The sequence below is a fragment of the Pseudomonas sp. NFACC14 genome, assembly GCF_900106885.1.
Classification (GTDB): Bacteria; Pseudomonadota; Gammaproteobacteria; order Pseudomonadales; family Pseudomonadaceae; genus Aquipseudomonas; species Aquipseudomonas fluorescens_AA.
In genome coordinates this window covers 338,815-359,252 of sequence record NZ_FNOA01000002.1, presented here as the reverse complement: position 1 = coordinate 359,252, position 20,438 = coordinate 338,815, and the positions used below count along the sequence as shown (strand labels likewise).

Here is a 20,438-nt window from a genome sequence, read left to right as displayed (position 1 = left end):
TAACCATGTCAACTCTCTACTACAACGCAAAAATCTGGACGGTTAATAAGAATCAGCCTAGGGCTGAGGCGATGCTGGTAAATGATGGAAAAATCTTGGCTATCGGGGACGTGACCGAGATCAATGCCTTAGCAAATGCTCAAACTGTAAATGTCGACCTCAAGGGTAAGACAATCATTCCTGGACTGCACGATGCCCATAGCCATTTGATCTGGGCGGCGGCACGCAGACTGGGGTTTCAGTGCCAACTGGACGACCCACAGACCCTAGATGAGCTTGCCTCACAGCTCCGGGCTTATTGGACAAAAAACTCACATCGTAAATGGATTACGGCTAGCGTTTACAATCCATTAGTCTTGACCACTGAAATCCTGACGTTGGAATGGCTGGATAATGTCCTCCCCGGTGTACCTATCGTGCTACACGATTTTTCCTACCACAATGCGATGGCGAATAGCGCCGCTCTCGCCGCCGCCGGATTGCATAAAAATTCCCCTCCAATTCCCGGTGGCGTTATTGGGCGGGATGAGGATACCGGGGAACTGAACGGAATTCTCCGTGAGCAAGCTTGGGGGGTTGTACACCGCGCAGCTCCTCAAAGTTCTCTTGAAGAGAACGTAGAAGCTCTTAAAGTGGCGGCGTTGGTTTGTAATGAGCATGGAATCACGTCGGTTCAGGAGGCTTCAGCAAACGAAGCGTTTTTGAAAGCAGCGAAAGCTTTGGATTCTCGTGGACAGCTCACTCTGAACCTAACATGTCACATACCATGGGGCTCGGAAATGCTTGCGGGCTGCAATAAGGCCGGCCAGGATGCAGTGATTGCGAATCGCGCTATGTATGCAAGCCCAAGGGTTGACGTGAACGCTATCAAGGTTTTACTTGATGGGACCTCCATGGCACCCGTTTTCAGCCATGTACCGCTTGATCCGGTGACTGACCAACCGATCACATACAACCTCTTATTAGATCCAGATGAACTGAGCGAACGGATTGCGGACTGGACTGCTGAGGGTCTTATTGTTAAGTCCCATTGCACTGGGTACGGTTCTGCCCGAATTGGACTCGATAACTACGAACGCGCATCGCATGTACCTCGAGCCCCAGGCCAATACCACGACATCGCTCATGCCCACTATATTTCTGAGCGGGATCGCAAGCGCTTCGCAGATCTAGGCGTTGTGGCCGAAATGTCTCCGGCGATCTGGCATATTCCGCAGTATCAAGAAGCATTGGGTAGGGCTTACGATTTTCGCACCCTGTACGAGAACGGTGCTTTGATGACGATCGGCACGGACTGGCTATTACCTCCTACTCCAACGTTATTCCCGGCGCTTGCAGGGGTATTGGAGCATGGAGATGAAAGCGTTTCTCTTGAACTCGGAGTGGAAATGTTAACCATAAATGGCGCCATTGCTGTCGGTCGATCAGATCAACGGGGCTCTTTGGAGATTGGTAAAGAGGCGACATTCATTGTGTTGGACACGCCTATATTCGAGGCCTCTCCCGCCGAAATAGCGGAGACGAAAGTACTCAAAACTTTCATCTGTGGGGAAGAAGTCTACTCACGGGAATCGGCGTAAATTAGGAGAATATGGTGACCAACCTGACCACCCATGACCGTATACCGGTCACACTTCTGACCGGTTTCCTTGGCAGCGGTAAAACGACATTGCTCCGCGAGCTTCTCGCCGACACACGCATGGCGCGCACCGCCGTCATCATCAACGAAATCGGTGAGGTTGGGTTGGATCACCTACTGGTCGGAACGCTCGACGACGATGCCGTACTCCTTAAAAGCGGATGTGTGTGCTGTACTATGAAATCTGAGTTTGGGGACACCCTCAAGTCACTGTTTAACCGACGTGAAAGCGGAGTGTTACCAAACTTTAATCGTGTGATTGTCGAAACGACGGGGTTGGCAGATCCTGTTCCACTGGTGAAGCTGTTGCTTGGTGATGAAGGCCTCGTTTCAAGATTTAGACTTCAGGCTGTAGTGACCACGGTGGATTGCCAGATAGGTGCGCTGGAGCATCGGCCTCGGGTAGAGCGAGACAGACAAATAGGTATCGCCGATCACCTGGTACTGACAAAAACAGATCTGGTGAGTACCGATACCCTTGTAGGTATTACTAAAAAGCTGCGCGACTTGTACCCAGATAAACCCATTACAAATGGTCGCGTTCAACAGGATATTTTTTCGTTACTGCTTGAGAACCAACAGCAGCCATTGGCAAAAGAGATGCTTCTAAGGCTTAGACCTACGCATTTCCAACCATCTTTATCGGTGAGTACTTCGACGCACAATCACAAAGGGGTGCATACTTTCTGCTTAAGTGCCGACGAGCCGATCAAGTGGGCCGTCGCCATCTCTTTTCTAAGGTGGCTGGCCCGGACGTACAGCCACAAGCTGTTAAGAATGAAGGGGATTTTGAACATAATGGAATCGGATAAGCCCATCATCGTACAAGGGGTGGAGCATTATCTCTTCCCCGAAACCAGCTTGGAGGCATGGCCCGGGAACTTGCGGTCTACCCAGCTCATTATTATTGGAGATGGACTGCCAGAACGAGACGTGAGGGAGAAGTTTAGCGCTATGGTATTGGAGACCAAGTAATCGTGTTTGAAAAGTGATGATTTCGTCGGTTTGAATCTGATGGATTTGATTATCGTTAAAATCCAAGAGGGGCGCTCTCGATATCCACCCCCTGTTTGCCTGGCCTTTTCAAGCCTCACCCTGCCAATGTTGACATTTTCCACGCCCGGATTGAAGACATTGGACGGGGCCAGCTTCTGATAGAACGCCTTTAGATCGGCCTTCGCTGGATGGCCAACGTTATGCTCTGCCGGGTATTAAGCGCCACGTTCATCCGGCAGTGCGTACATCGCATGTTCCACGGCTGGGCAATCATGGCCCTTACACACAATGTAATCTTGAGGGAAGACGTGACAGAAGAAATGTCCGTAATACAGCTTCAGGATCAATTGCTGCTCGATGGATGCCGGCAGCCTCTTAAGCCAGTCCACATGCCAACCGAAAGCGTAGCACAGTTCGGCAGCATCGCCGATGCTCTTTGCCAGAGGGTCTAACTCCGCCTTTATCGCCCATGAACGGAATCGATTTCCGGTAAAACTGTGAGGTAGAGTAATGGAAGTCTCGGTGTCAGGCTTTCACAGTTATTGAAGTGCCAAGAGGACGCCATACTCGCCTTGAGGTTCGTGCAATTCATCATGCAAGTCGCATACTTATGGACCTCTACGCATGGTTAAGGCACCTCATAGTCGGGCGTATGATTTGGCACATATGCCGGCCCAAAATGAGGACTAACAAGTCAACTAAACCGCTCAACAAATCAAGTTCAGGCCTTCAAGGAAGGCTCACGGTACGAAAACCAATATGATTAGTTCCCATGGTTCGATCCTGAGCGTGTCGCGCACTCGGACGGTAGCGTTTGCAGTACGAGGGTGAACAAAGAAAAGATCCCCCTTTGATTGTACCCAGCAGAAGCGTTCGCGCTTGGACGCTGAGTGAATCCTCAAGATCAATTTCTGGATGAGGCTCTTCCTCGATGGAGTGATAAGGCGTCCAGTCATCCATTACCCACTCCCAAACATTACCCACCATATCAAAAAGATGGTAGGCATTCTGAGGAAAACAGCCAACAGGCGCTGTCGCGATGAAACCATCAGTGGCGGTATTCAAAAAAGGAAATACGCCGGTCCAGGTATTCGCCATCTCCTTCCCGTCCAAATGAAGACTCTTGCCCCAGGGGTAGGTTGTACTGCTCGCACCTTTAGCCGCGTACTCAAATTGAGCTTCGGTCGGTAATGCACGGTTCATCCACTTCGCGTAAGCCTGAGCATCTTCAAAGGCTATTTGTACGACGGGATGATTATCCATATTGTCGATGGAGCTGCCTGGACCACTAGGGTGTTGCCAATCCGCTCCTCCTATGAAATGCCACCACTGAAGATTGCTGACCTGCAGATCGCGAGGGGGTTCGAACACTGTTGATCCAGGACGGTACATCTGATCGGGCAAGCCGGGAAATACTTTAGGGTCTAACCCCCGCTCAGCCAGTGTCTTGTATCCCGTCGCCTCAACGAACGCTCGGAATTGCGCATTCGTTACTTCATGCCGATCAATCCAAAACCCATCCACCGTAACTTTCCGCTCTTGCGCTTCTTCCGGATAGTGCGTATTGGAACCCATAGTAAAGGTGCCCCCCGGCACCCATACCTGCTCTATAGGTACATCCTTGGGCGGTAAGCCTGAATATTGCTTGCAAGATGATACGTCACCCAAAGATGAATAAACAGGTTCGGCACTGACATCATCAATGGTAACCATCACGCTCAATAATGCCCCGGCTATCAGAGCACGCCTGTAGTCATTCATTTTCATAACTCATCAATGGGGCCTCTTCACGTGGGAGGCCCTCTGTATCAATAGTCACGACGTGGGTAGGTTGTATCACGCCCCGTACTGATGACATTGTTCTGCCGCACATACTGCGCCCACTCAGTCAGCAGCTCATTCAACTTGTCTGGGTGCTTACTGGAAAGATCGTGCAACTCACCGCGGTCGGTCGCCAGGTCGTACAGCGCCCAAGTACCCTTGCCATCATCAAAGGAGTAAACGATTTTCCAGTTACCCTTGCGGATAGCATTACGCCCCATCAATTCAATACCGACGGTATAGGTGGAATCATGCACTGCATGGCTTTTACCTTGGAGCATGGATAAAGCACTCGCCCCCTTCATCGGCTCAACGGTTTTGCCTTGGTATTGCGTACCGGGATGTTTGATACCTGCCACATCAAGTATCGTTGGCATGACGTCCATGGCAGTCACCACGGCGTCGGTGCGTTGAGGGTTGTCATTGAATGGAAGACGCATGAACGATGCAGAACGAACACCCCCTTCATTGGTATAGGCCTTGAACATTCTGAATGGTTGGGCGCTGACTTGCCCCCAGGCGGGTCCCTCATAAGCGAAAGAGTTTGGACGTCCAATGTTGTTTAACGAGACGTCAAAGTGTTTGGGGATCCATTGATCATTTTCAACATCCTTACTCCAATCATTACCTTCTGGTCCATTATCGGACAAGAACACGATCAAGGTGTTGTCATAAAGCCCTTTGTCCTTGAGGTGATTGATAAGTCTGCCGATCTCATGGTCAAAAGCATCGACCATTGCTGCGTAGGCTTCCATTGTCCGTGCCGAGTATTCTTTCTCTTCGACACTGAGTGCAGACCATGGCTTTACCCCCTTGGGCATCGGAACCGGTGTAGCTTTTGCGTCGACCAGGCCAAGAGATTTGAGTTTTTCGATTCTGCGTGCCGCGGTCACTTCGTAACCTTGGTCATAACGTCCCCGATATTTCTGCAGATAGGCGTCGGGAGCCTGGGAAGGTAAATGCGCGGCGGTGTAGGCCGCATAGGCAAAGAAGGGCTTTTTTTCTCCCAGGCCAGCATCGACGTACTCAATCAACTTGTTCGTAAAGTTGGTCGATGAGTAAAAGTCCGCTGGCAACTCTACCTTGATGTCATTCTCCCTGTAGACGGGTTCCGGGGCGTCTGACGCTATTTGCATAGGTGCCGTTTGCTTAAAATGAGCGGCCCCACCCCCCATAAGGACATATGACTTATCGAATCCACGCTGCTGTGGACGCAGTCCATCAGCGCCACCCAAGTGCCATTTTCCGACCATGAAGGTCTGGTAGCCAGCATCCTTCATCAACTCTGGCAGGGCCGCTACGCGCTGGTTTAGATAACCCTCGTAGCCAGGCTTGCCCATTTGCTCAGGTGTCAGGTGAGGCGTCATCATTTCCGCCATATTACCGACACCTGCGAGATGATTGTCGGTCCCCGACATCAACATGGAGCGGGTCGGCGAACAGGTGGGGGCAACGTAAAGCGATTGAAGCAAAGTACTGTGCTTACTCAGTTCATCCAGATTCGGGGTGTCAATTTCCCCGCCAAATGCTCCTAGATCTGAATACCCCAAGTCATCGGCAACAATTAACAAAATGTTGGGTTTCGCTGAGGCTGCGAAGGCCTGGGGGGCAAGACAGGCCACAACGAGCAAGGCAGTAGAGGCGAGCCAGTTCAAGTTTTTTTTCATTTCTTCAGAACCTTTTCTGTCATTTTTTAGAAGTGAAAAGCCACGACTAACTGGCTGTAGACGTTAAGATTATCGTTCCCCAGTTGGGAGCCGCCTTGTTCTGCACTTTTCTTAGGTTTATAGAGCCCCACCAAGGGACTGATAACCCAGTTCTCTCCCACCGACCAATCCAGGTATGCATCCACTTCACTGGCGTCCAGGTCGCCTTGTCTTTTGTCCAGACTTCTAAACGAGTAAGCCAATGCGCCCAAGGTCAGATTGGCGGTCGGATGCAATTGGAGTTCCGCCATATGAATGCCAGCATTTCGCTGAAATGGTCCTGAGTAGTTAGAGGCGACTTCGCCTTGAAACCAAGTGCCGTAACCACGACTGTAACCACTGAAGAGGGGGTCGTAGTCTTCGGAGTAACGACTGTAGCGATAGCCCAAGCGAGGCGTCCATGGTAACTGGGAGAAGGTCCACGCGCCTTCCGCGTACCAGGCATGTTCCTGCCCCTGTGACTTGTCCTCATGGGCATATTCGAACGATAAAAACAGATCTTTGATACCGAAGTCACCTTGCCCACGAAGGCTGACAACTTCAAGGCCATCCCTCTGGGCGCTGAAACTGTTCGCCAAGCTTTCGTCAACCCCCAAACCCTTTATATAAGTGAGGCCGAACGTAGCATGCTCATCTCCCCTTTCCAGTACAGCAATCCCGAGTTCTGGTTTGGCTTTGATCTCATTATCCGATTTCAGCCAAATCAAATCGCCACGCCATAGATCCTGCGCCCCAAGGTGCAGCTTCACCGTATTATGAAAAGCATTGCGCGGGGTGAGGTAATAGGCGCCACCTCTATCCAATTGACCATCGGCGATATTGTTGCCGACACTTAAGCCATCCCCGTTGATGATGAATCCATCACCTATCTGAATTTTCTGGCTGCCCACAGATAGATCGACAAAATCTTTTCCCCAGTCATGCATCAGATTACCCGAGCGCCAGCCGATATAGGCCCGATCGATTGATGCTCGTCGCTCGGAGCCGTCCGTGTATCCCGCAGCATCGCCACCATCCCAGGTACCGCTAGCCACCCAAGTGGTTTCTCCGTAGAGCGAACTGTCATATAACCCAGGCAATAACGTCTGGCCTTTAAACCCAGCCCTGAGTACCCCTTCTTGCCAACCGGCGGCACCAGACTTGATAGGACCGCCCTGATTATAGGATTCACTGCTGTGAAACGCCCCGTAGATCGCCTGTACCGTGAAGTCAAGCTTCGAGTTGTCGTCTTTATAAATCGTTGCAGCCGAAGCACTGTGATTCACTACAGCCAACGCTAATCCGAGGAAAATATTAACAGCGCCGAACTGAACCTTGAAGGAGCGAACCTTCTGTTCATCCGGCTTCTTGTAAGTCAAGGTGATCCGGCTTTTCGAAGACATACTTCACCATTTTAATTATTGGAGGCAGGAAGGTAAGTTCACGACGCCGAGCGTTTTTTTAAGTGTGCTCGCTTGGAGGTGATCGTATGCCCGGATCGGGAAGCATGGCTTGTCTCTGCGTGACAGCAAAATTAGCTGTCGCTGCCATGACTCACTCGGAAAACAGCCTAAAACCAGCACCGCTGTCTGTGCTGGATTTGTGCCGATTGAGCCGGGTGATATGGACAAAATGGCACTTAACATTTCCGTCGAGAGACTTAATACTTCCTATCAGAAAGGGCATCGAAACATCTGAAAACCGCCTAGACAACTAAACACAGGCGGCGGCGCCCCCCATAATCAATGTAAGCGCTCCATGCCCCCTCTTTTTTAAAGGTAGGAATCTCCGGCTATCTTGGAGCTTGCGGCGTGCAGTTCCACGGCAGCAAGGCCTCGAAGTCTTCTACGCTAGAGGCTTGTGGCAGACGCTCAAGGGTATAGCGCGGCCACGCATAAGGCTCTTGACCGTTGGCTTCAGCCGTTTCCAAGGCATAGTCGGATCCTCGCGAAATAGAAGATCGCGCTCTTGGCGCCGCTGGTCACCAGCACTTGCTGGGCGGTGTAGGTCAGGGCGTTTTCCCGCGTCGGACTACTTGTTAATCCAATCTGCCTTTGCCTGCACCGCGTTCATCGCGTTTGCAGTTGACCGTAAAGCCAAGGAAATGAACTCATCTTTCAGGCTCATGGCATCTCTCGTGCTCCAGAAAATGATGAGTTCTCGGCAAGCTCGTCTAACCGAGAAGTGTCAACCATGTCCCCGTACACCTGTTGGCTATGTCCCCGCTCTATTCGCGGTTCCGCAGTCGGCAGCCGCGGAGCGGAATAGTCAGAGCCAGCGGCGAACCTCGGCCTTGTAGCGGCGGTAGTCGTCGCCGAACTTCGCTTCGAGATAGCGCTCCTCGCGGGCGATCACCTGCCTCTGGATCGCGATTAGCACCAACGGGAGCAAGGCGAAGGCGATCGGCCCGTCAAAGCCAATCGCAAGGCCGGCATAGATAAGCGCCATGCCGAGATACATGGGATTGCGCGTCCACCGATAGGGACCGGTCGTTGCGATGAGGGTCGTTGGCTGCGACGGCGGAATGTTGGTGCCCAGCCGCCGGAACAGCCCTGTCGCTGCGAGCATCATCGCCGCGCCGGCAACGAACAGCAGCGCGCCCGTCGCGACCAGCAACCGCCAGTCGATGTCGAAAGAGCGCAGGGTAATGAACCGGTCCGCCGCCAGCCCCAACAGCAGCGCTCCCAGATAGAGTAAGGGTGGAGGGAAGCGCACACCCGCGTTGTGCGGCTCGACGGTCATACTCATCTCCAATTTGTGCTCTCAAGCCAGCATCGAGCGCTGGGCGAAGATACTCGTCAGCGCGCTTTGCCATATCTCCGGGGTCAGGCCGTGCAGAAGCCGGGGACGGCGACCTTCTGGAACAGGTGCGGGCTGGCCACAACGGATGACGGATATGCTGGAAGTTTCGCGAGGAACGCGGGATCAGTGAAGGCGGCGCGGACCGCCTCGGTGGATTCCCACACCACATAGTTCAGGTAAGTCGGGCTATCGCCGATCGCTCGATGCAGTTGCATGGAAATGAAGCCCGGTTGCTTCGTTATGATCTCGGCAGCTGCCTTGAAAGCGTCCAGGAAGCCCGCTTCATCGGCGGGATCGACGACCATGAAGAGGTTGATAAGCACGAGAGGCGCGGCCGCGATACCGAGTTGGCGGTCGAACGGAAATTTCTCGTCTAGAGGTTTGAATGGTTTTATGGCGGACATGGTGGCGCTCCTGTCTATTGTGAAATTGAAACTGGGGTGATCGATGCTGCCTGCTCTCAAGTCAGCATCGACTGCTGAGCGGAGATTCCGGCCGTTGCGCCCTGCCATGATGCCGTAGTGACCGAGGGCATTCCGGGGGTGGCGAGATCGCCGGCGGCATAGATGCCGGGTATGCTGGTTTCGCGGCGCTCGTCGACCTTGAGGACGATGCCGAGAGGCGTATCGACCGTGGCGAGTCCCAATGAGTCATGAAGGCTTGCGGATGGCTTAGTGGGCGGATGCGCGAACAGAATGTCGACTGCGACATCGGGGCCGGTATCGAGCTTGACGGTGGCGCTATGGCCCCCGTGACGGGCGATCTCGGTGATCCGGCCATCAACGACAGGTATGTTGCGGTGGGCCAGATCGGCCCGGAGATCGGGTGCAATGTCGTGACCATCGGCGAAGACCGTCAACCTGTCGGTCCAATCCTGATACAGCTTGACCTGAATGTGCGACTGCGGGCGGAACCAGACGAGGCCCCAATGCTGGCCGGCGACCTCAAAGCCGTCGCAATAGGGGCACGGGATGATGGATGTACCCCAGCCTTCGGCAAAGCCCGGAACAGCAGGCATCTGGTCGGCGACGCCATAGCTCAGGATCAGGCGGCGCGCCCTGAGGGTTTCGCCCTCTCCCGTGAGGACGGAGAAATCATCGATGGCGCCGGAGACGCTCTCGGCCTGGGCATTGACCAGTTGGATCGTGGGATAGCGCGCCAGCTGCTGCCGCGCCTCGGCCAGGATGTCCGATGGAGGCTTGTGATCGTGGCCAAGCACGCCATGCGAGCGACCGGCGAAGCGATTGCGTGGCAGGCCGGTATCGAGAACGGTAACCTTTCGGCGGGCACGGCCGAGCTGCAGAGCTGCAGCAAGACCGGCAAAACTGCCGCCGATGATGATGACGTCATTCATGGTGATGGGCTCCGCGCTGTGTATGAATTGATTTGCCGCCTTAAGATACTTTGGAGTACCCTAATTTACGAATTAGAATACTGTCAAGTACTGGATCTTTTATGACCGAAAACAGCCAGGCCCGGCGCGGCCGACCGGCCAACGAGGCGCTTGGCCAAACGATCATCGACGTCGCAGGCGAACTCTTTGTGGAATTGGGTTTTCAAGCGACCACCATGGACAAGGTGGCCCAACGGGCGAAGATATCCAAGCTGAGCATCTATCGGCACTTCGAAAACAAGGAGGCGCTGTTCAGCGCGGCCATTGCGGCCCACTGCCAGCAGTTGGCACCAAAGGCCCTTTTTGCAGGCGTCGACGGTTCGGCCGAAGATCAGCTCACGGCGGTGGGAACAACCCTGCTTCGCACGCTGTTGAGTCCGGACGTGCGCAGTGTCGAAGCCATGATCATGGCCGACAAAACGAATCAAAAGTCGTTAAGCAAGCCCCAATACGAAGCCGGCCCCGCCTATATCATCGCGCAAATAGAAACCCTGCTGCGTCAGCTGCACGCGAAGGCGGTTCTGAACGTTCCCGACCCTCGCCAGTCCGCCCGCTTGTTTGCCGCGCTTTTCAAAGGATCCGATCTTCTGATCATCGCGCGCTTCGATGAAGCGAGAGCGGAGGACGACAACGAAATAGAATCCTATTGCCGGTCGGCTGTCGCCATGTTCATCGCCGCACACACGACGGTGCCATCCCGACGATATGCTATCGGGTCCGGAGCATCGATCGGTACCGCAGCCAAAGCTGAAACGTTGTCATGTCGATAACTAAAATGCCGTCAGGATGATCTGCTACAAAATTCGAGCCGCGCCAGGCGCTCCGATAAACTTAACGAAACGCTGGGCGATTCAGTCTGTGTTGGCCGAAAACTGGCGTGTCGCCAGTCTACATTGCAGAGGCCGTCGGCCGTACGACCAGCTCGTTGACGTCGACGCTATCAGGCTGCTCAAGTGCGTAGCGGATCGCCCGAGCGATCGCATCAGGAGACATTCCCTGCGGAATCGAGACCTTGAGCATTGCGGCGATATCGGGATCGGTGACGTCGTGACCCAGTTCGGTTGCGGTAGGTCCGGGCGAGATGAGTGTCGTACGAATCATATCGTGCTCCTGCCTCAACCCTTCGGTAATTGCACGCACTGCATGCTTGGTCGCGGAATAGACGGAAGACGACGGCATCACAATGCGCGCCGCAATGGAGGCAATATTGATGACATGCCCATTCTTTTGCGCGATGAAGTCGGGCAGCACTGCGGCGATGCCGTTGAGGACGCCGTGGATGTTCACGTCGATCATCCGCTTCCACTCGTCCCTCTTGAGCGCGGCGAGCATCGATAGCGGCATGACGCCAGCATTGTTGACCAGCGCGTCGATCCGACCGAACCGCTCCTTCGCCGCACCGGCGAACGCATCGAATGCGCAGCCGTCGGTTACGTCGAGCTCGCGCCACGCAACATTCTCACCGAGCTCGTCCGCCAATGCCTCCAGGCGCGTGCCGCGACGTGCGCCAATGAACAGCCGCGCGCCTGCAGCCGCCAGCTCCCGCGTGGTCGCCTCGCCGATGCCGCTCGATGCGCCAGTAATTAGCACCACTTTGTCGATTTTGGAGGTCATGAACCGATCCTTTTCGCCTTAAAAATGAGGCACTCAGGATGTTACTTGGGTCGCAACATGCGGTAGTGCGATCCTACAAATAGTTTGCACGATCCTCTAAGATTGGATGCGGCGCCAGCCTGGCGTGAACTCGACTCAAGAAGGCCTTCATGGACAGGATCAACGAACTCGCGAGTGCAATCGACCGCCACGCCCCCGGATCGGGCCTCTGTGTCACCGCCATACCCCGCTTATCACTGGTCCATGTAGATCGGCCTAGCATGCCGACGCCGGTGGTTTATGAGGCTGGGCTTTGCCTGATCGCCCAAGGGGCGAACCGCGTTTCGATGGGCGAGCGCAGCATGGTCTACGACGCCGCGAACTACTTACTGGTCTCAGTCGACATGCCCCTCCTATGCCACGTCATCGATGCGAGCCCAGACAAACCCTACCTTTGCTGCAAGATCGGGTTCGATCCCGTACTACTTGCAGAGCTGTTGATGACGGAGGGCCGCACTTCCCCTCGCACCGATCTACCGATACTTGGAGTACACCCCAGCGATCCGGACCTTATCGATGCTGTCTGCAGATTTGTTCGACTCCTCGACCGGCCCGAGACAATCGGCGCTCTGGCGCCCCTCATAGAGCGAGAGATCCTTTATAGGCTCCTTACTGGCCCACATGGTCCGATGCTGCGCCACGTCGCAACAGCCGGCAGCCACCTCAACCAGGTAAGCCGCGCCATCGGCGTAATCCGCCGGCAGTTCGACGGCCAAATCCGCATCGAGGACATTGCAGCCGAGGCGGGCATGAGCCCCTCCTCACTCCACGCGCACTTCAAGGGCATCACAGGCCTGACGCCGCTCGAGTACCAGAAGCAGTTGCGATTGCAAGAGGCGCGCCGCCTGATGCTGGTAGGGAACGCGACGGCAGGCGCAGCGGGGTTTGCGGTTGGATATGAAAGCCCGTCGCAGTTCAGTCGTGAATATCGGCGCCTGTTCGGCGCTCCACCCAGGCAGGACATCGAACGGTTGCATGCCGCGCCAGCGACGGCCGTGTCTCTTTAGAACCGTTGCGTGCCAACGATCTACCGAAGGGGAAACAGCTTGTCCTCGCCGAGCGCCAATAGCGCAAGATTGAACAGATGACCTCGAAATCTGAACCGAACGCTAGAAGATGAGCCGCGTTTCGGTATCGAAACCGTACTGACCCTGCAACTCAAGGTCGAGAGTGATCTGGAGCCTTCCTGGCGGCTCTATTCTGACCGGGCGAGCCAGCAGGGCATTGAGCGAAACCTGGCCTGGAAGGATCGAGCACGCATCTCCCCCGCTCGCATCGCAAGCTATGCCAACACCAACCTGTCGTGGAGCCGTAACTCCATCCTCAACCGATTGACCGAAGAGCGGCCTGCGCTCGGTGGTGCCTTGGCAGAGGCCGCACGAGACGCTCGGAATGGTTTCGGTGTACAAGCAGGAGCTCAGCTTCAGCGGCCTCTGGAAATTGTGACGCAGACCGCCAACTATCTCGGCGTACCCGTTGGTGCAGCCGCCCAAGCATTGTTGGATGCCCATGCAGTCTCGATCGGTGATGGCGCCATTGCCCTGCACAACGACCAGGGAATTCCTCTACGATCGCTCGGCACCGGATCGTCTCGCTTGCTGGTAGCGGGCCTTCAACGCCAGGTCGCACAGGCAGCCTCCATAGCATTGGTGGATGAGGTGGAGTACGGCCTGGAACCCCATTGTTTGATTCGTGCTATTACCCGGCCATCGGCGCTTCCTTCGAACACCAGGTTGCCGGCAGTGCTCAAGGTGCCGCCGTTGAAGATCGTCACATAGGGCACTTCCCAGGCCGGCTATTGCTTGACCGGGTCCCAGGCGATCAGCTTGCCAGACCAGCCCTTGGCCATTTCCAGCAGTCCGTCAGCGTTTTCCGGCATCATCCCGGTGCGCAGGCCCAACTGATACATGCTCTTGAATGGGTTGCGCTTCGGCGCCTCGGGGATGTGTTCGTAATAGGCGGACATGATGTGTGCCGGGATGTGCGGTGTAGTCCCAGGCATCTCCCGGCGTGGTCTGGTAATGCCAGACGTATTCTCCCGTGTCGGCGTTGACCGCGACGATCGAGGACAGAAACAGGTTGTCACCCTTGGCCTGACTGCGCCATTTCGGGTCCCACAACGAACCATTGCCAACGCCGATGTACAACAGGTTCAAGTCAGGATCGAAGGCAAAAGAGTCCCAGGCGGTGCCGCCGCCACCCTGCTCGACGAACGCGTCGCCGTGCCAGGTCTTGGCGGCGATGGCCATGGCCTTGTCTTCCGGCGGCAGCTTGGGATCGCCCGGTACTGTATAGAAGCGCCAGGCCTGCTTGCCGGTTTCTGCGTCGTAGGCGGTGACGTAGCCACGCACGCCGAATGCGGCGCCGCCGTTGCCAATCACCACCTTGCCGTTGACCACCCGAGGGGCACCCGTGATGGTGTAGCTGCGCGAGTGATCGGCCCGGGTGTCCACCGACCAGGCGCGCTGGCCGGTCCTCGCATCAATGGCTTCCAGGCGACCGTCCAGCACGCCCACGTAGACCTTGCCCCTCCACACCGCGACGCCGCGATTGACCGCATCACAACACGCTTCGCCCGCGCGGTTACGGTCGGACTGCGGGTCATACTTCCAGATCAGCCTGCCATTGCGCGCATCCAGGGCGTAGACCACTGAAAACGGACCGGTGGTGTACATCACTCCGTCGACCACGATGGGTGTAGCCTCGACACCACGGTCCAGATCCAGCTTATAGCTCCACGCCAAGCCAAGCTGGCTGACGTTTCGGTCGCTGATCTTGTTAAGCGGGCTGTAGCGTTGCTCATCGTAGGTACGACCGGTGCTCATCCAGTTACCGGGTTCCTGATTGGCGGCAATAATCCGCTTGCCATCGACATTGGCCGGCATGTCCAGCGCCCAGGCCGGCATGACGCTCAGGGCTAACGCGACGAACAGGCTCTTGAGCTGAGCGCCAAAGGGCGCGGTTCGAGGGGCGGGAGGCACGGCGAGACCAAACTGTGTCATGGGGACTCCTGATTCTTATTAGTAGCGAAGCCATTGCGCTGCGCAGAAGGACAAGAGCAACCCCTGTGCCAGCCTTCGCCAAAGACCTGTAAGCCGCGCCATACAAGGCTTGCAAGCAGAATCGAAGACTGCGCCAACCTGCGACAGGTGTCGCATCTACGGAGCATTTGTGCCGCAGCTGACACACTTCTGTTTGACCTGCCTCGGCATGTCTCACCATGGTCTTGGCGCGCTTACCTGCCCACATCTTTCAAGCACACAGGCAAGTCGATCTGTCGTGGACTCCAGCGTTAACCCTGGAGCGACCTGGCTATAAGGCGAAATAGAGCCTGGCTGCAGTGATTAGGCACGTGGTTTTCCGCCCAGCACCAATGCAACGCCCCCCAGCACAGCGACAGATGCCAAGACGATCCTTTCGCTCAGAGCTTCCCCCAGAAAAACGATGCCAGCCAGCGAAGCCAGAATGGGCACGCTCAGTTGCACCGTCGCTGCTTGAAACGCCGCAAGATGACACACCGCGACATACCAGACCGCGTAGCCGAAACCTGACGCAAGCGCGCCGGAAAGAACCGCATAAAGTATCCCCTGCGGATCCCAACGCAGTTCTGAGAGAAACGGCAAGCTTGCAATCAATACCAGGGGAATCGAGCGCAAGAAATTGCCGGTTGTGGTTGCCAGCGGATCGGCGACAGTTTTGCCAAGCAGTGAGTAGATCCCCCATGCCACCCCCGATAACAGCATCGTGAATGCGCTAACGGGATCAGGTGCGGCTGCACCTGGAAGCAGCAGGCTGACCAAGCCAACAATCGCCAGCACAAACCCAACGATTGCCAGCGCGTGCATCCGCTCGCCTTTGAACAAGCCGTACAGAACCATGCTCAATTGAACCGCGCCAAACAACAGCAGCGCCCCCGTCCCGGTCTCCAAATGACGGTATGCGAAGGAAAAAGCAAAGACGTAAACGAACAAGGCTGCGGCGCCCTTCCAACTGCCTTTGATCGTGTTTGAGGACCGTCTCAAGGCACACATCAGCCATAACACCAAGGCCCCGCTGGCCAACCGGACAACGCTGAAACTCGCGGCATCGATGGCGGTGTGTTTAAGCGCCAGGCGGCACAGCAGCGAATTTGCGGCAAAGGCGAGCATGGCGAAACAGGTCATCGCGATCAATCTCGCCGATGCTGACGAGTTGGACACCCGAGTTAAGTGTTTGCTCATTGTCATGGTCGATCCCAATGCCTAGGCAGGCTCTCAGAACGCTCGACGCCACCGCGCCATTAAAAATACCTTAGATGCCTCTGTACCGATCGGTCAATACAACTATCATCCTGCGACCATGGGATGAGCGTCTCCCGTCTGTATCCTTCAGCGAGGACGCATGGGTATGATTGACGCTAAACCGGTTGGAACTGACTTATGGGAAAAAAGAACGCCGTCGTCGCTGCCGAACCTGCTGAAACAAGCACCAAGGAACGGATCCTGAAAATCGCTGCACAGTTGTTTTCGACGCGCGGGTTTCACGCGACCGGCATGGCTGAGTTGGAGAAAGCCACTGGCCTGGCTCGAGGCGCGCTGTATTACCACATCGGCAACAAGGAAGAATTGCTGTTCGAAATCACCAGCCGGTACCTGCGAGTGCTGATCGCAGAAGGCACGCCTCTGTGCGAGAGCGATTTGGCTGCGGAAGATAAATTTCGCCATCTCTCGGCCATCGTGATGCGCACGATTGTCACCCACCTGGCCGAAATGACGGTGTGTTTCCGCGAAGTGTATTCGGTCATTGGCGAGCGCCAGACCGAGTTGCTCGACCTGCACCGGCAATATGAAAAACTCTGGTCGCAGATCCTCAAGGCTGGCGTGAGCGAGGGGACCTTCCGCACATCCGACTCGTTGGCCGTGAAGGCTATCCTTGGTATTCATCACTACAGCTACTTGTGGATCAAGCCCGGAGGCCCTCGCTCCCCGGAATCCATCGCGACGTTTTTCTGTGACACCCTCCTGCCCGGACTGAAGGTTGAGCCGCGCCCCGCTTGACTGTCATCAGCGGCGCTTCAGATGCGCCGCCTCCCTGGACCTCCTCCGCATTTACGTTCCCTCGCCATGGTTGCCCTTGCGACTGGACCAGGCGCGCTTTTCGTTCTAGGCTGACCATAGACCGACCGATCGGTCTGTAGATGTACTGTTGGGTCGTTCCGACAAGAACAAGAGGGAAAAACAATGACAAAAAAGTCCAAGATCCCCGCCAAGCAAGACATGCCTCAAACAGCTTTGGCTCGCAGGGATTTCCTGATTAAAAGCGGGGCCATTATCGGTACTGCTGCGTTTGCTCTGGGTGACAGCGACCTGGTCAACGCGCAGACGACCAACATCGCTCCGCCTGATCCGAGCCAGCCCCTTGAAGTCCCACAATGGACCCGCAGTCTTGGCGCTCCCACGGCAAACCCTTATGGCAAACCTTCAACGTTCGAAACCAAAGCGGTCAGGATTCTATATCCCGGCCTGAAGGACACGATGTCCGCCTACAGCACCTCGCCACTTCAGGAGTTGGACGGCATCATCACCCCGAACGGCCTGTTTTATGAGCGCCACCACGCGGGCGTCCCACAAATCGATCCGGCGCAACATCGGCTAGTGATTCACGGCCTCACCGAAACAGCCTTGATCTTTACCATGGACGAGATACGCCAATTCCCCGCCGTTTCTCGAGTGCACTTCATGGAGTGTTCGGGCAACCCATCGTTTCTACCACCCTGGGGCAAAACCGCAGCCGAAGTCAGCGGCCTGGTGAGTTGCGCTGAATGGACAGGCGTTACCTTGAAAACCCTGCTGGATGAAGCCGGGCTTAAGCCTCAAGCCAAGTGGATCATCGCCGAAGGGGCCGATGGTGCGGCAATGACACGCAGTATTCCCATCGAGAAATGCCTCGACGATGTGATGGTTGTCTACAGCCAGAACGGCGAGCGCCTGAGGCCGGAACAGGGCTACCCGCTTCGCCTATTTGTCCCCGGGTACGAGGGCAATACCCACATCAAATGGCTGCGCCGACTTCACGTCACCGACGCGCCCGCCTACAGCCGGGAAGAAACCGCCAAATACACCGACTTGATGGCGGACGGCAAGGCTCGGAAGTTTTCCTTTGTCATGGAGTGCAAATCGCTGGTGACCTACCCTTCCGGCACCCAGAAACTGACGCGCAAGGGCCTGCATGAGATGCGTGGCATTGCCTGGAGCGGCCACGGCAAAATCACCCGGGTCGATGTTTCCGTCGATGGCGGCAATAACTGGACACAAGCCAGGTTACAGGAGCCCATTCTGACCAAGGCCCTGACCGTCTTCAGGGCGCCTTTCGAATGGAACGGCCAGGAATTGATGATCATGAGCCGCGCCATCGACGAGACCGGATATGTTCAGCCAATGCTGGAACAGTTGATCGATGAACGTGGCAAGGTCTCTTTCTACCACAACAATTCGGTGCAACCGTGGCGCGTGTCCAGCACTGGGGAGGTGACCAATGGAAGGGCTTAAAGGTGGTTCGTTATTCATCGGTTTGCTTTGCGCCTTTGCGCTGACTCATGCCTCGGCACAGTCCCGATACGGTTTGGGCACCAAGGCTACCGAAGCGCAGATCGCTAGCTGGAACATCGATGTAGCACCCGACGGCAAGGGCTTGCCTCCAGGACGCGCAACGGTGGCGGACGGGGAAAAGGTCTACATAAACAGTTGCGTCAGCTGTCATGGCGTGAAGCTCGAAGGTGGCATCGGCCCTGCGTTGGCGGGAGGCGAAGGAACGCTGACGACTGACAAACCGCTCAAGACAGTCGGCAGCTATTGGCCTTATGCAACGACGCTTTTCGACTACATCCGCAGAGCCATGCCCTTCCAGGCGCCACAGTCATTGTCCAACGATCAGGTCTATGCTGTCACCGGCTATATCCTGCACATGAACAAGCTGCTGGACGCCAACGCGACCGTGGAGGCGGCGACCTTGGCGAGTGTAAAGATGCCGAATCGAGACGGTTTTTATACCGATGACAGACCGGACAGCAAGGCTGTTGCGTGTATGTCGGACTGTTTAAAAGCCCACTGACGAAAAAATGTAGAATCCGCTCGCCGGAAAACCGTTCCCTCCTCTACGAGCTTTGCTGATGAAGCTGGCCAGCCGCGAAAAATCGATGATTGCCTGGGTGCTGTATTTCAGCGTCCTGTTCGCGTCGTTGCTGTGCGCGATGGGCCATGGAAAAATGGCCGGTTTGCGATTGAGCGGTCTGGACGGCGGACTGTTTTGCTCTACAGACGGCGGCGCGGTACTCGAAAGCCCGCACGACGTGCCCGCCCCTTCACTGCCCGTCGAAGCTGATTGCGTCATTGCCAGCCTGTTCGGCGCGATCCTGCTGGCAGCTTTTTTCGGGCTGCTCGCCCTGCTTGCCGGCGAGCCAGCAAGGCCCTTGCCCGAACAACTGACCCGCTGCTTACCCAGGATCAAGGCGGCCGTTATGGCGGGAAGTATTAATGGCGGGCATGCCAACTCCTTGTCTGGCTCGGTCCGCCCGCAAGCCGGGAGTTGGAAAAGAAAATGAGTAAAACGAGCCTGGGTTGCCCCTTCGCGCGGACCGCGGGCGCAGCGAACGCCTAAGACCAGACTCTAGCGTTAAGCGCTGAGTGAGGCAACGCTCGCCCACAAAAAACTCTGTTGGTGCGTATGGGGGACAAGGGTAAGTGAACGGGTATTACACCTTGCCAGCGGATACCCACTTGTGCGGCAGCAGCTCGGCCAGAGCGCTGGTCTTCTGCGTCGGCAGCCGTGTCAGCACAACAACATCAATACACCATCACCAAAAACACATCCTCGCCGATTTTTGTGCCAAGGGTATCCGTCAGGCCAAGTCATCGTAAGCGTCCCGTAATCACACCTTGCCGCATTGCGCCTAGAGGACGCTACGCACCGTCCAGTAGGCGTTTGACGAGCATCGATACGGCTTGAACCGGCGAAGTCAGGGCCGTGTCTATCGTAAACGGCGCTTCAGCCCACGCTTCATATTCGTGATCCAACACAGATTGCCAGGTGGGTGGAGTCAGCCCCGAAATATCACCCAGCCTTGTATCTACACGGCGCTGATGTTCATTTTTGTCCGAGCAAATCACTTCAATATTCATCAAGCGAACACCAGCCCTTGAGGCGATTTCGCTCCAGGCCAATCGGCTTTCGATCACTGGATTTACACAGTCAACGATGACGGTACGTCCTAGATCAAGATTACTCAGCGCAAGTTCATTAGCGACCATGTAACCACTACGCCCTACATCTTGAGAAAGTGCACCGGAGTTTCGTATCGCTTGCTCAATAGTATCGATCCGCAGGTAGAGAGCGCCTATCGTATCGACCAGCCCTTTGGCAATAGTGGTTTTTCCGGTACCAGGAAGACCGCTGAATACGATAAGCATTATCT

The 20,438-nt window shown here is 55.7% G+C and carries 17 protein-coding genes and 4 pseudogenes; 9 read left to right on the top strand and 12 right to left on the bottom strand.

Annotated features, from left to right (window positions below; genetic code table 11):
- Positions 1 to 5 precede the first annotated feature (5 nt).
- Together BLU85_RS06165 and BLU85_RS06160 are read left to right on the top strand one after the other, a co-directional pair.
- Positions 6 to 1,580 (top strand): amidohydrolase, encoded by a 1,575-nt coding sequence (locus tag BLU85_RS06165; RefSeq protein ID WP_092198750.1) that lies wholly within the window; start codon positions 6 to 8, stop codon positions 1,578 to 1,580.
- A 14-nt stretch (positions 1,581 to 1,594) separates the two neighbouring features.
- Positions 1,595 to 2,614 (top strand): CobW family GTP-binding protein, encoded by a 1,020-nt coding sequence (locus BLU85_RS06160; RefSeq protein WP_170847566.1) that lies wholly within the window; start codon positions 1,595 to 1,597, stop codon positions 2,612 to 2,614.
- Positions 2,615 to 2,760: 146 nt separating this feature from the next.
- On the opposite strand, the pseudogene BLU85_RS31315 reads toward BLU85_RS06160, so the two are convergent.
- From BLU85_RS31315 to BLU85_RS06120, 8 genes and pseudogenes are all read right to left on the bottom strand, one after another.
- Positions 2,761 to 3,024 (bottom strand): annotated as a pseudogene (locus BLU85_RS31315) (D-lactate dehydrogenase); the annotation flags it as partial.
- Positions 3,025 to 3,364: 340 nt separating this feature from the next.
- Complete coding sequence (locus tag BLU85_RS06150) at positions 3,365 to 4,402, bottom strand: formylglycine-generating enzyme family protein (RefSeq protein ID WP_256572837.1); 1,038 nt, start codon at positions 4,400 to 4,402, stop codon at positions 3,365 to 3,367.
- 41 nt (positions 4,403 to 4,443) lie between these two features.
- Positions 4,444 to 6,123: an arylsulfatase gene (locus tag BLU85_RS06145; RefSeq protein ID WP_092198756.1), complete on the bottom strand. Its 1,680-nt coding sequence runs from the start codon at positions 6,121 to 6,123 to the stop codon at positions 4,444 to 4,446.
- Between the two features lie 26 nt (positions 6,124 to 6,149).
- Positions 6,150 to 7,520: an alginate export family protein gene (locus BLU85_RS06140; RefSeq protein ID WP_256572838.1), complete on the bottom strand. Its 1,371-nt coding sequence runs from the start codon at positions 7,518 to 7,520 to the stop codon at positions 6,150 to 6,152.
- A 413-nt stretch (positions 7,521 to 7,933) separates the two neighbouring features.
- Positions 7,934 to 8,071 (bottom strand): annotated as a pseudogene (locus tag BLU85_RS06135) (transposase domain-containing protein); the annotation flags it as partial.
- 338 nt (positions 8,072 to 8,409) lie between these two features.
- The gene (locus BLU85_RS06130; RefSeq protein ID WP_092198759.1) at positions 8,410 to 8,883 is read right to left on the bottom strand and encodes a methyltransferase family protein; all 474 of its coding nucleotides are present in this window, start codon (positions 8,881 to 8,883) and stop codon (positions 8,410 to 8,412) included.
- 83 nt (positions 8,884 to 8,966) lie between these two features.
- Positions 8,967 to 9,347, bottom strand: a complete 381-nt coding sequence (locus BLU85_RS06125) for an antibiotic biosynthesis monooxygenase family protein (protein ID WP_063321874.1) — start codon at positions 9,345 to 9,347, stop codon at positions 8,967 to 8,969.
- Between the two features lie 56 nt (positions 9,348 to 9,403).
- Positions 9,404 to 10,297, bottom strand: coding sequence for an NAD(P)/FAD-dependent oxidoreductase (locus tag BLU85_RS06120; protein ID WP_092198762.1), 894 nt, complete (start codon positions 10,295 to 10,297; stop codon positions 9,404 to 9,406).
- A 101-nt stretch (positions 10,298 to 10,398) separates the two neighbouring features.
- Between BLU85_RS06120 and BLU85_RS06115 the strand changes: the two are divergent.
- Positions 10,399 to 11,019: pseudogene (locus BLU85_RS06115) on the top strand (TetR/AcrR family transcriptional regulator); the annotation flags it as partial.
- Positions 11,020 to 11,224: 205 nt separating this feature from the next.
- On the opposite strand, the gene BLU85_RS06110 reads toward BLU85_RS06115, so the two are convergent.
- Positions 11,225 to 11,950 carry an SDR family oxidoreductase gene (locus BLU85_RS06110; RefSeq protein WP_063321876.1) on the bottom strand — a complete coding sequence of 242 codons (726 nt, stop codon included), beginning with the start codon at positions 11,948 to 11,950 and terminating at the stop codon, positions 11,225 to 11,227.
- A 149-nt stretch (positions 11,951 to 12,099) separates the two neighbouring features.
- Between BLU85_RS06110 and BLU85_RS06105 the strand changes: the two genes are divergently transcribed.
- Together BLU85_RS06105 and BLU85_RS31640 are read left to right on the top strand one after the other, a co-directional pair.
- Entirely contained in the window at positions 12,100 to 12,996 is an 897-nt protein-coding gene (locus BLU85_RS06105) for an AraC family transcriptional regulator (protein WP_063321877.1), read from the top strand.
- Positions 12,997 to 13,098: 102 nt separating this feature from the next.
- Positions 13,099 to 13,683, top strand: a pseudogene (locus BLU85_RS31640) (ATP-dependent endonuclease); the annotation flags it as partial.
- A gap of 168 nt (positions 13,684 to 13,851) precedes the next feature.
- Here the strand turns inward: BLU85_RS31640 and BLU85_RS06095 are convergent.
- Together BLU85_RS06095 and BLU85_RS06090 are read right to left on the bottom strand one after the other, a co-directional pair.
- Positions 13,852 to 14,991 carry an outer membrane protein assembly factor BamB family protein gene (locus BLU85_RS06095; protein ID WP_371914228.1) on the bottom strand — a complete coding sequence of 380 codons (1,140 nt, stop codon included), beginning with the start codon at positions 14,989 to 14,991 and terminating at the stop codon, positions 13,852 to 13,854.
- A gap of 342 nt (positions 14,992 to 15,333) precedes the next feature.
- Positions 15,334 to 16,209, bottom strand: coding sequence for a DMT family transporter (locus BLU85_RS06090; protein ID WP_063325117.1), 876 nt, complete (start codon positions 16,207 to 16,209; stop codon positions 15,334 to 15,336).
- A gap of 198 nt (positions 16,210 to 16,407) precedes the next feature.
- Here BLU85_RS06090 and BLU85_RS06085 point away from each other — a divergent pair, with 198 nt between their 5' ends.
- The 4 genes from BLU85_RS06085 (at position 16,408) to BLU85_RS06070 (ending at position 19,568) form a co-directional block, all read left to right on the top strand.
- A complete protein-coding gene (locus BLU85_RS06085; protein WP_092198765.1) occupies positions 16,408 to 17,025 on the top strand; it encodes a TetR/AcrR family transcriptional regulator in 618 nt (205 codons plus the stop codon).
- Positions 17,026 to 17,208: 183 nt separating this feature from the next.
- The gene (gene soxC / locus BLU85_RS06080) at positions 17,209 to 18,516 is read left to right on the top strand and encodes a sulfite dehydrogenase (protein WP_256572839.1); all 1,308 of its coding nucleotides are present in this window, start codon (positions 17,209 to 17,211) and stop codon (positions 18,514 to 18,516) included.
- Positions 18,503 to 19,078, top strand: coding sequence for a c-type cytochrome (locus BLU85_RS06075; RefSeq protein ID WP_092198768.1), 576 nt, complete (start codon positions 18,503 to 18,505; stop codon positions 19,076 to 19,078). Before soxC ends, BLU85_RS06075 begins: the two co-directional genes overlap by 14 nt.
- A 58-nt stretch (positions 19,079 to 19,136) precedes the next feature.
- A complete protein-coding gene (locus tag BLU85_RS06070) occupies positions 19,137 to 19,568 on the top strand; it encodes a DUF2946 family protein (protein WP_092198771.1) in 432 nt (143 codons plus the stop codon).
- 358 nt (positions 19,569 to 19,926) lie between these two features.
- On the opposite strand, the gene BLU85_RS06065 is transcribed toward BLU85_RS06070, so the two are convergent.
- Entirely contained in the window at positions 19,927 to 20,433 is a 507-nt protein-coding gene (locus BLU85_RS06065; RefSeq protein WP_092198774.1) for a P-loop nucleotide/nucleoside kinase family protein, read from the bottom strand.
- Between the last annotated feature and the right edge of the window lie 5 nt (positions 20,434 to 20,438).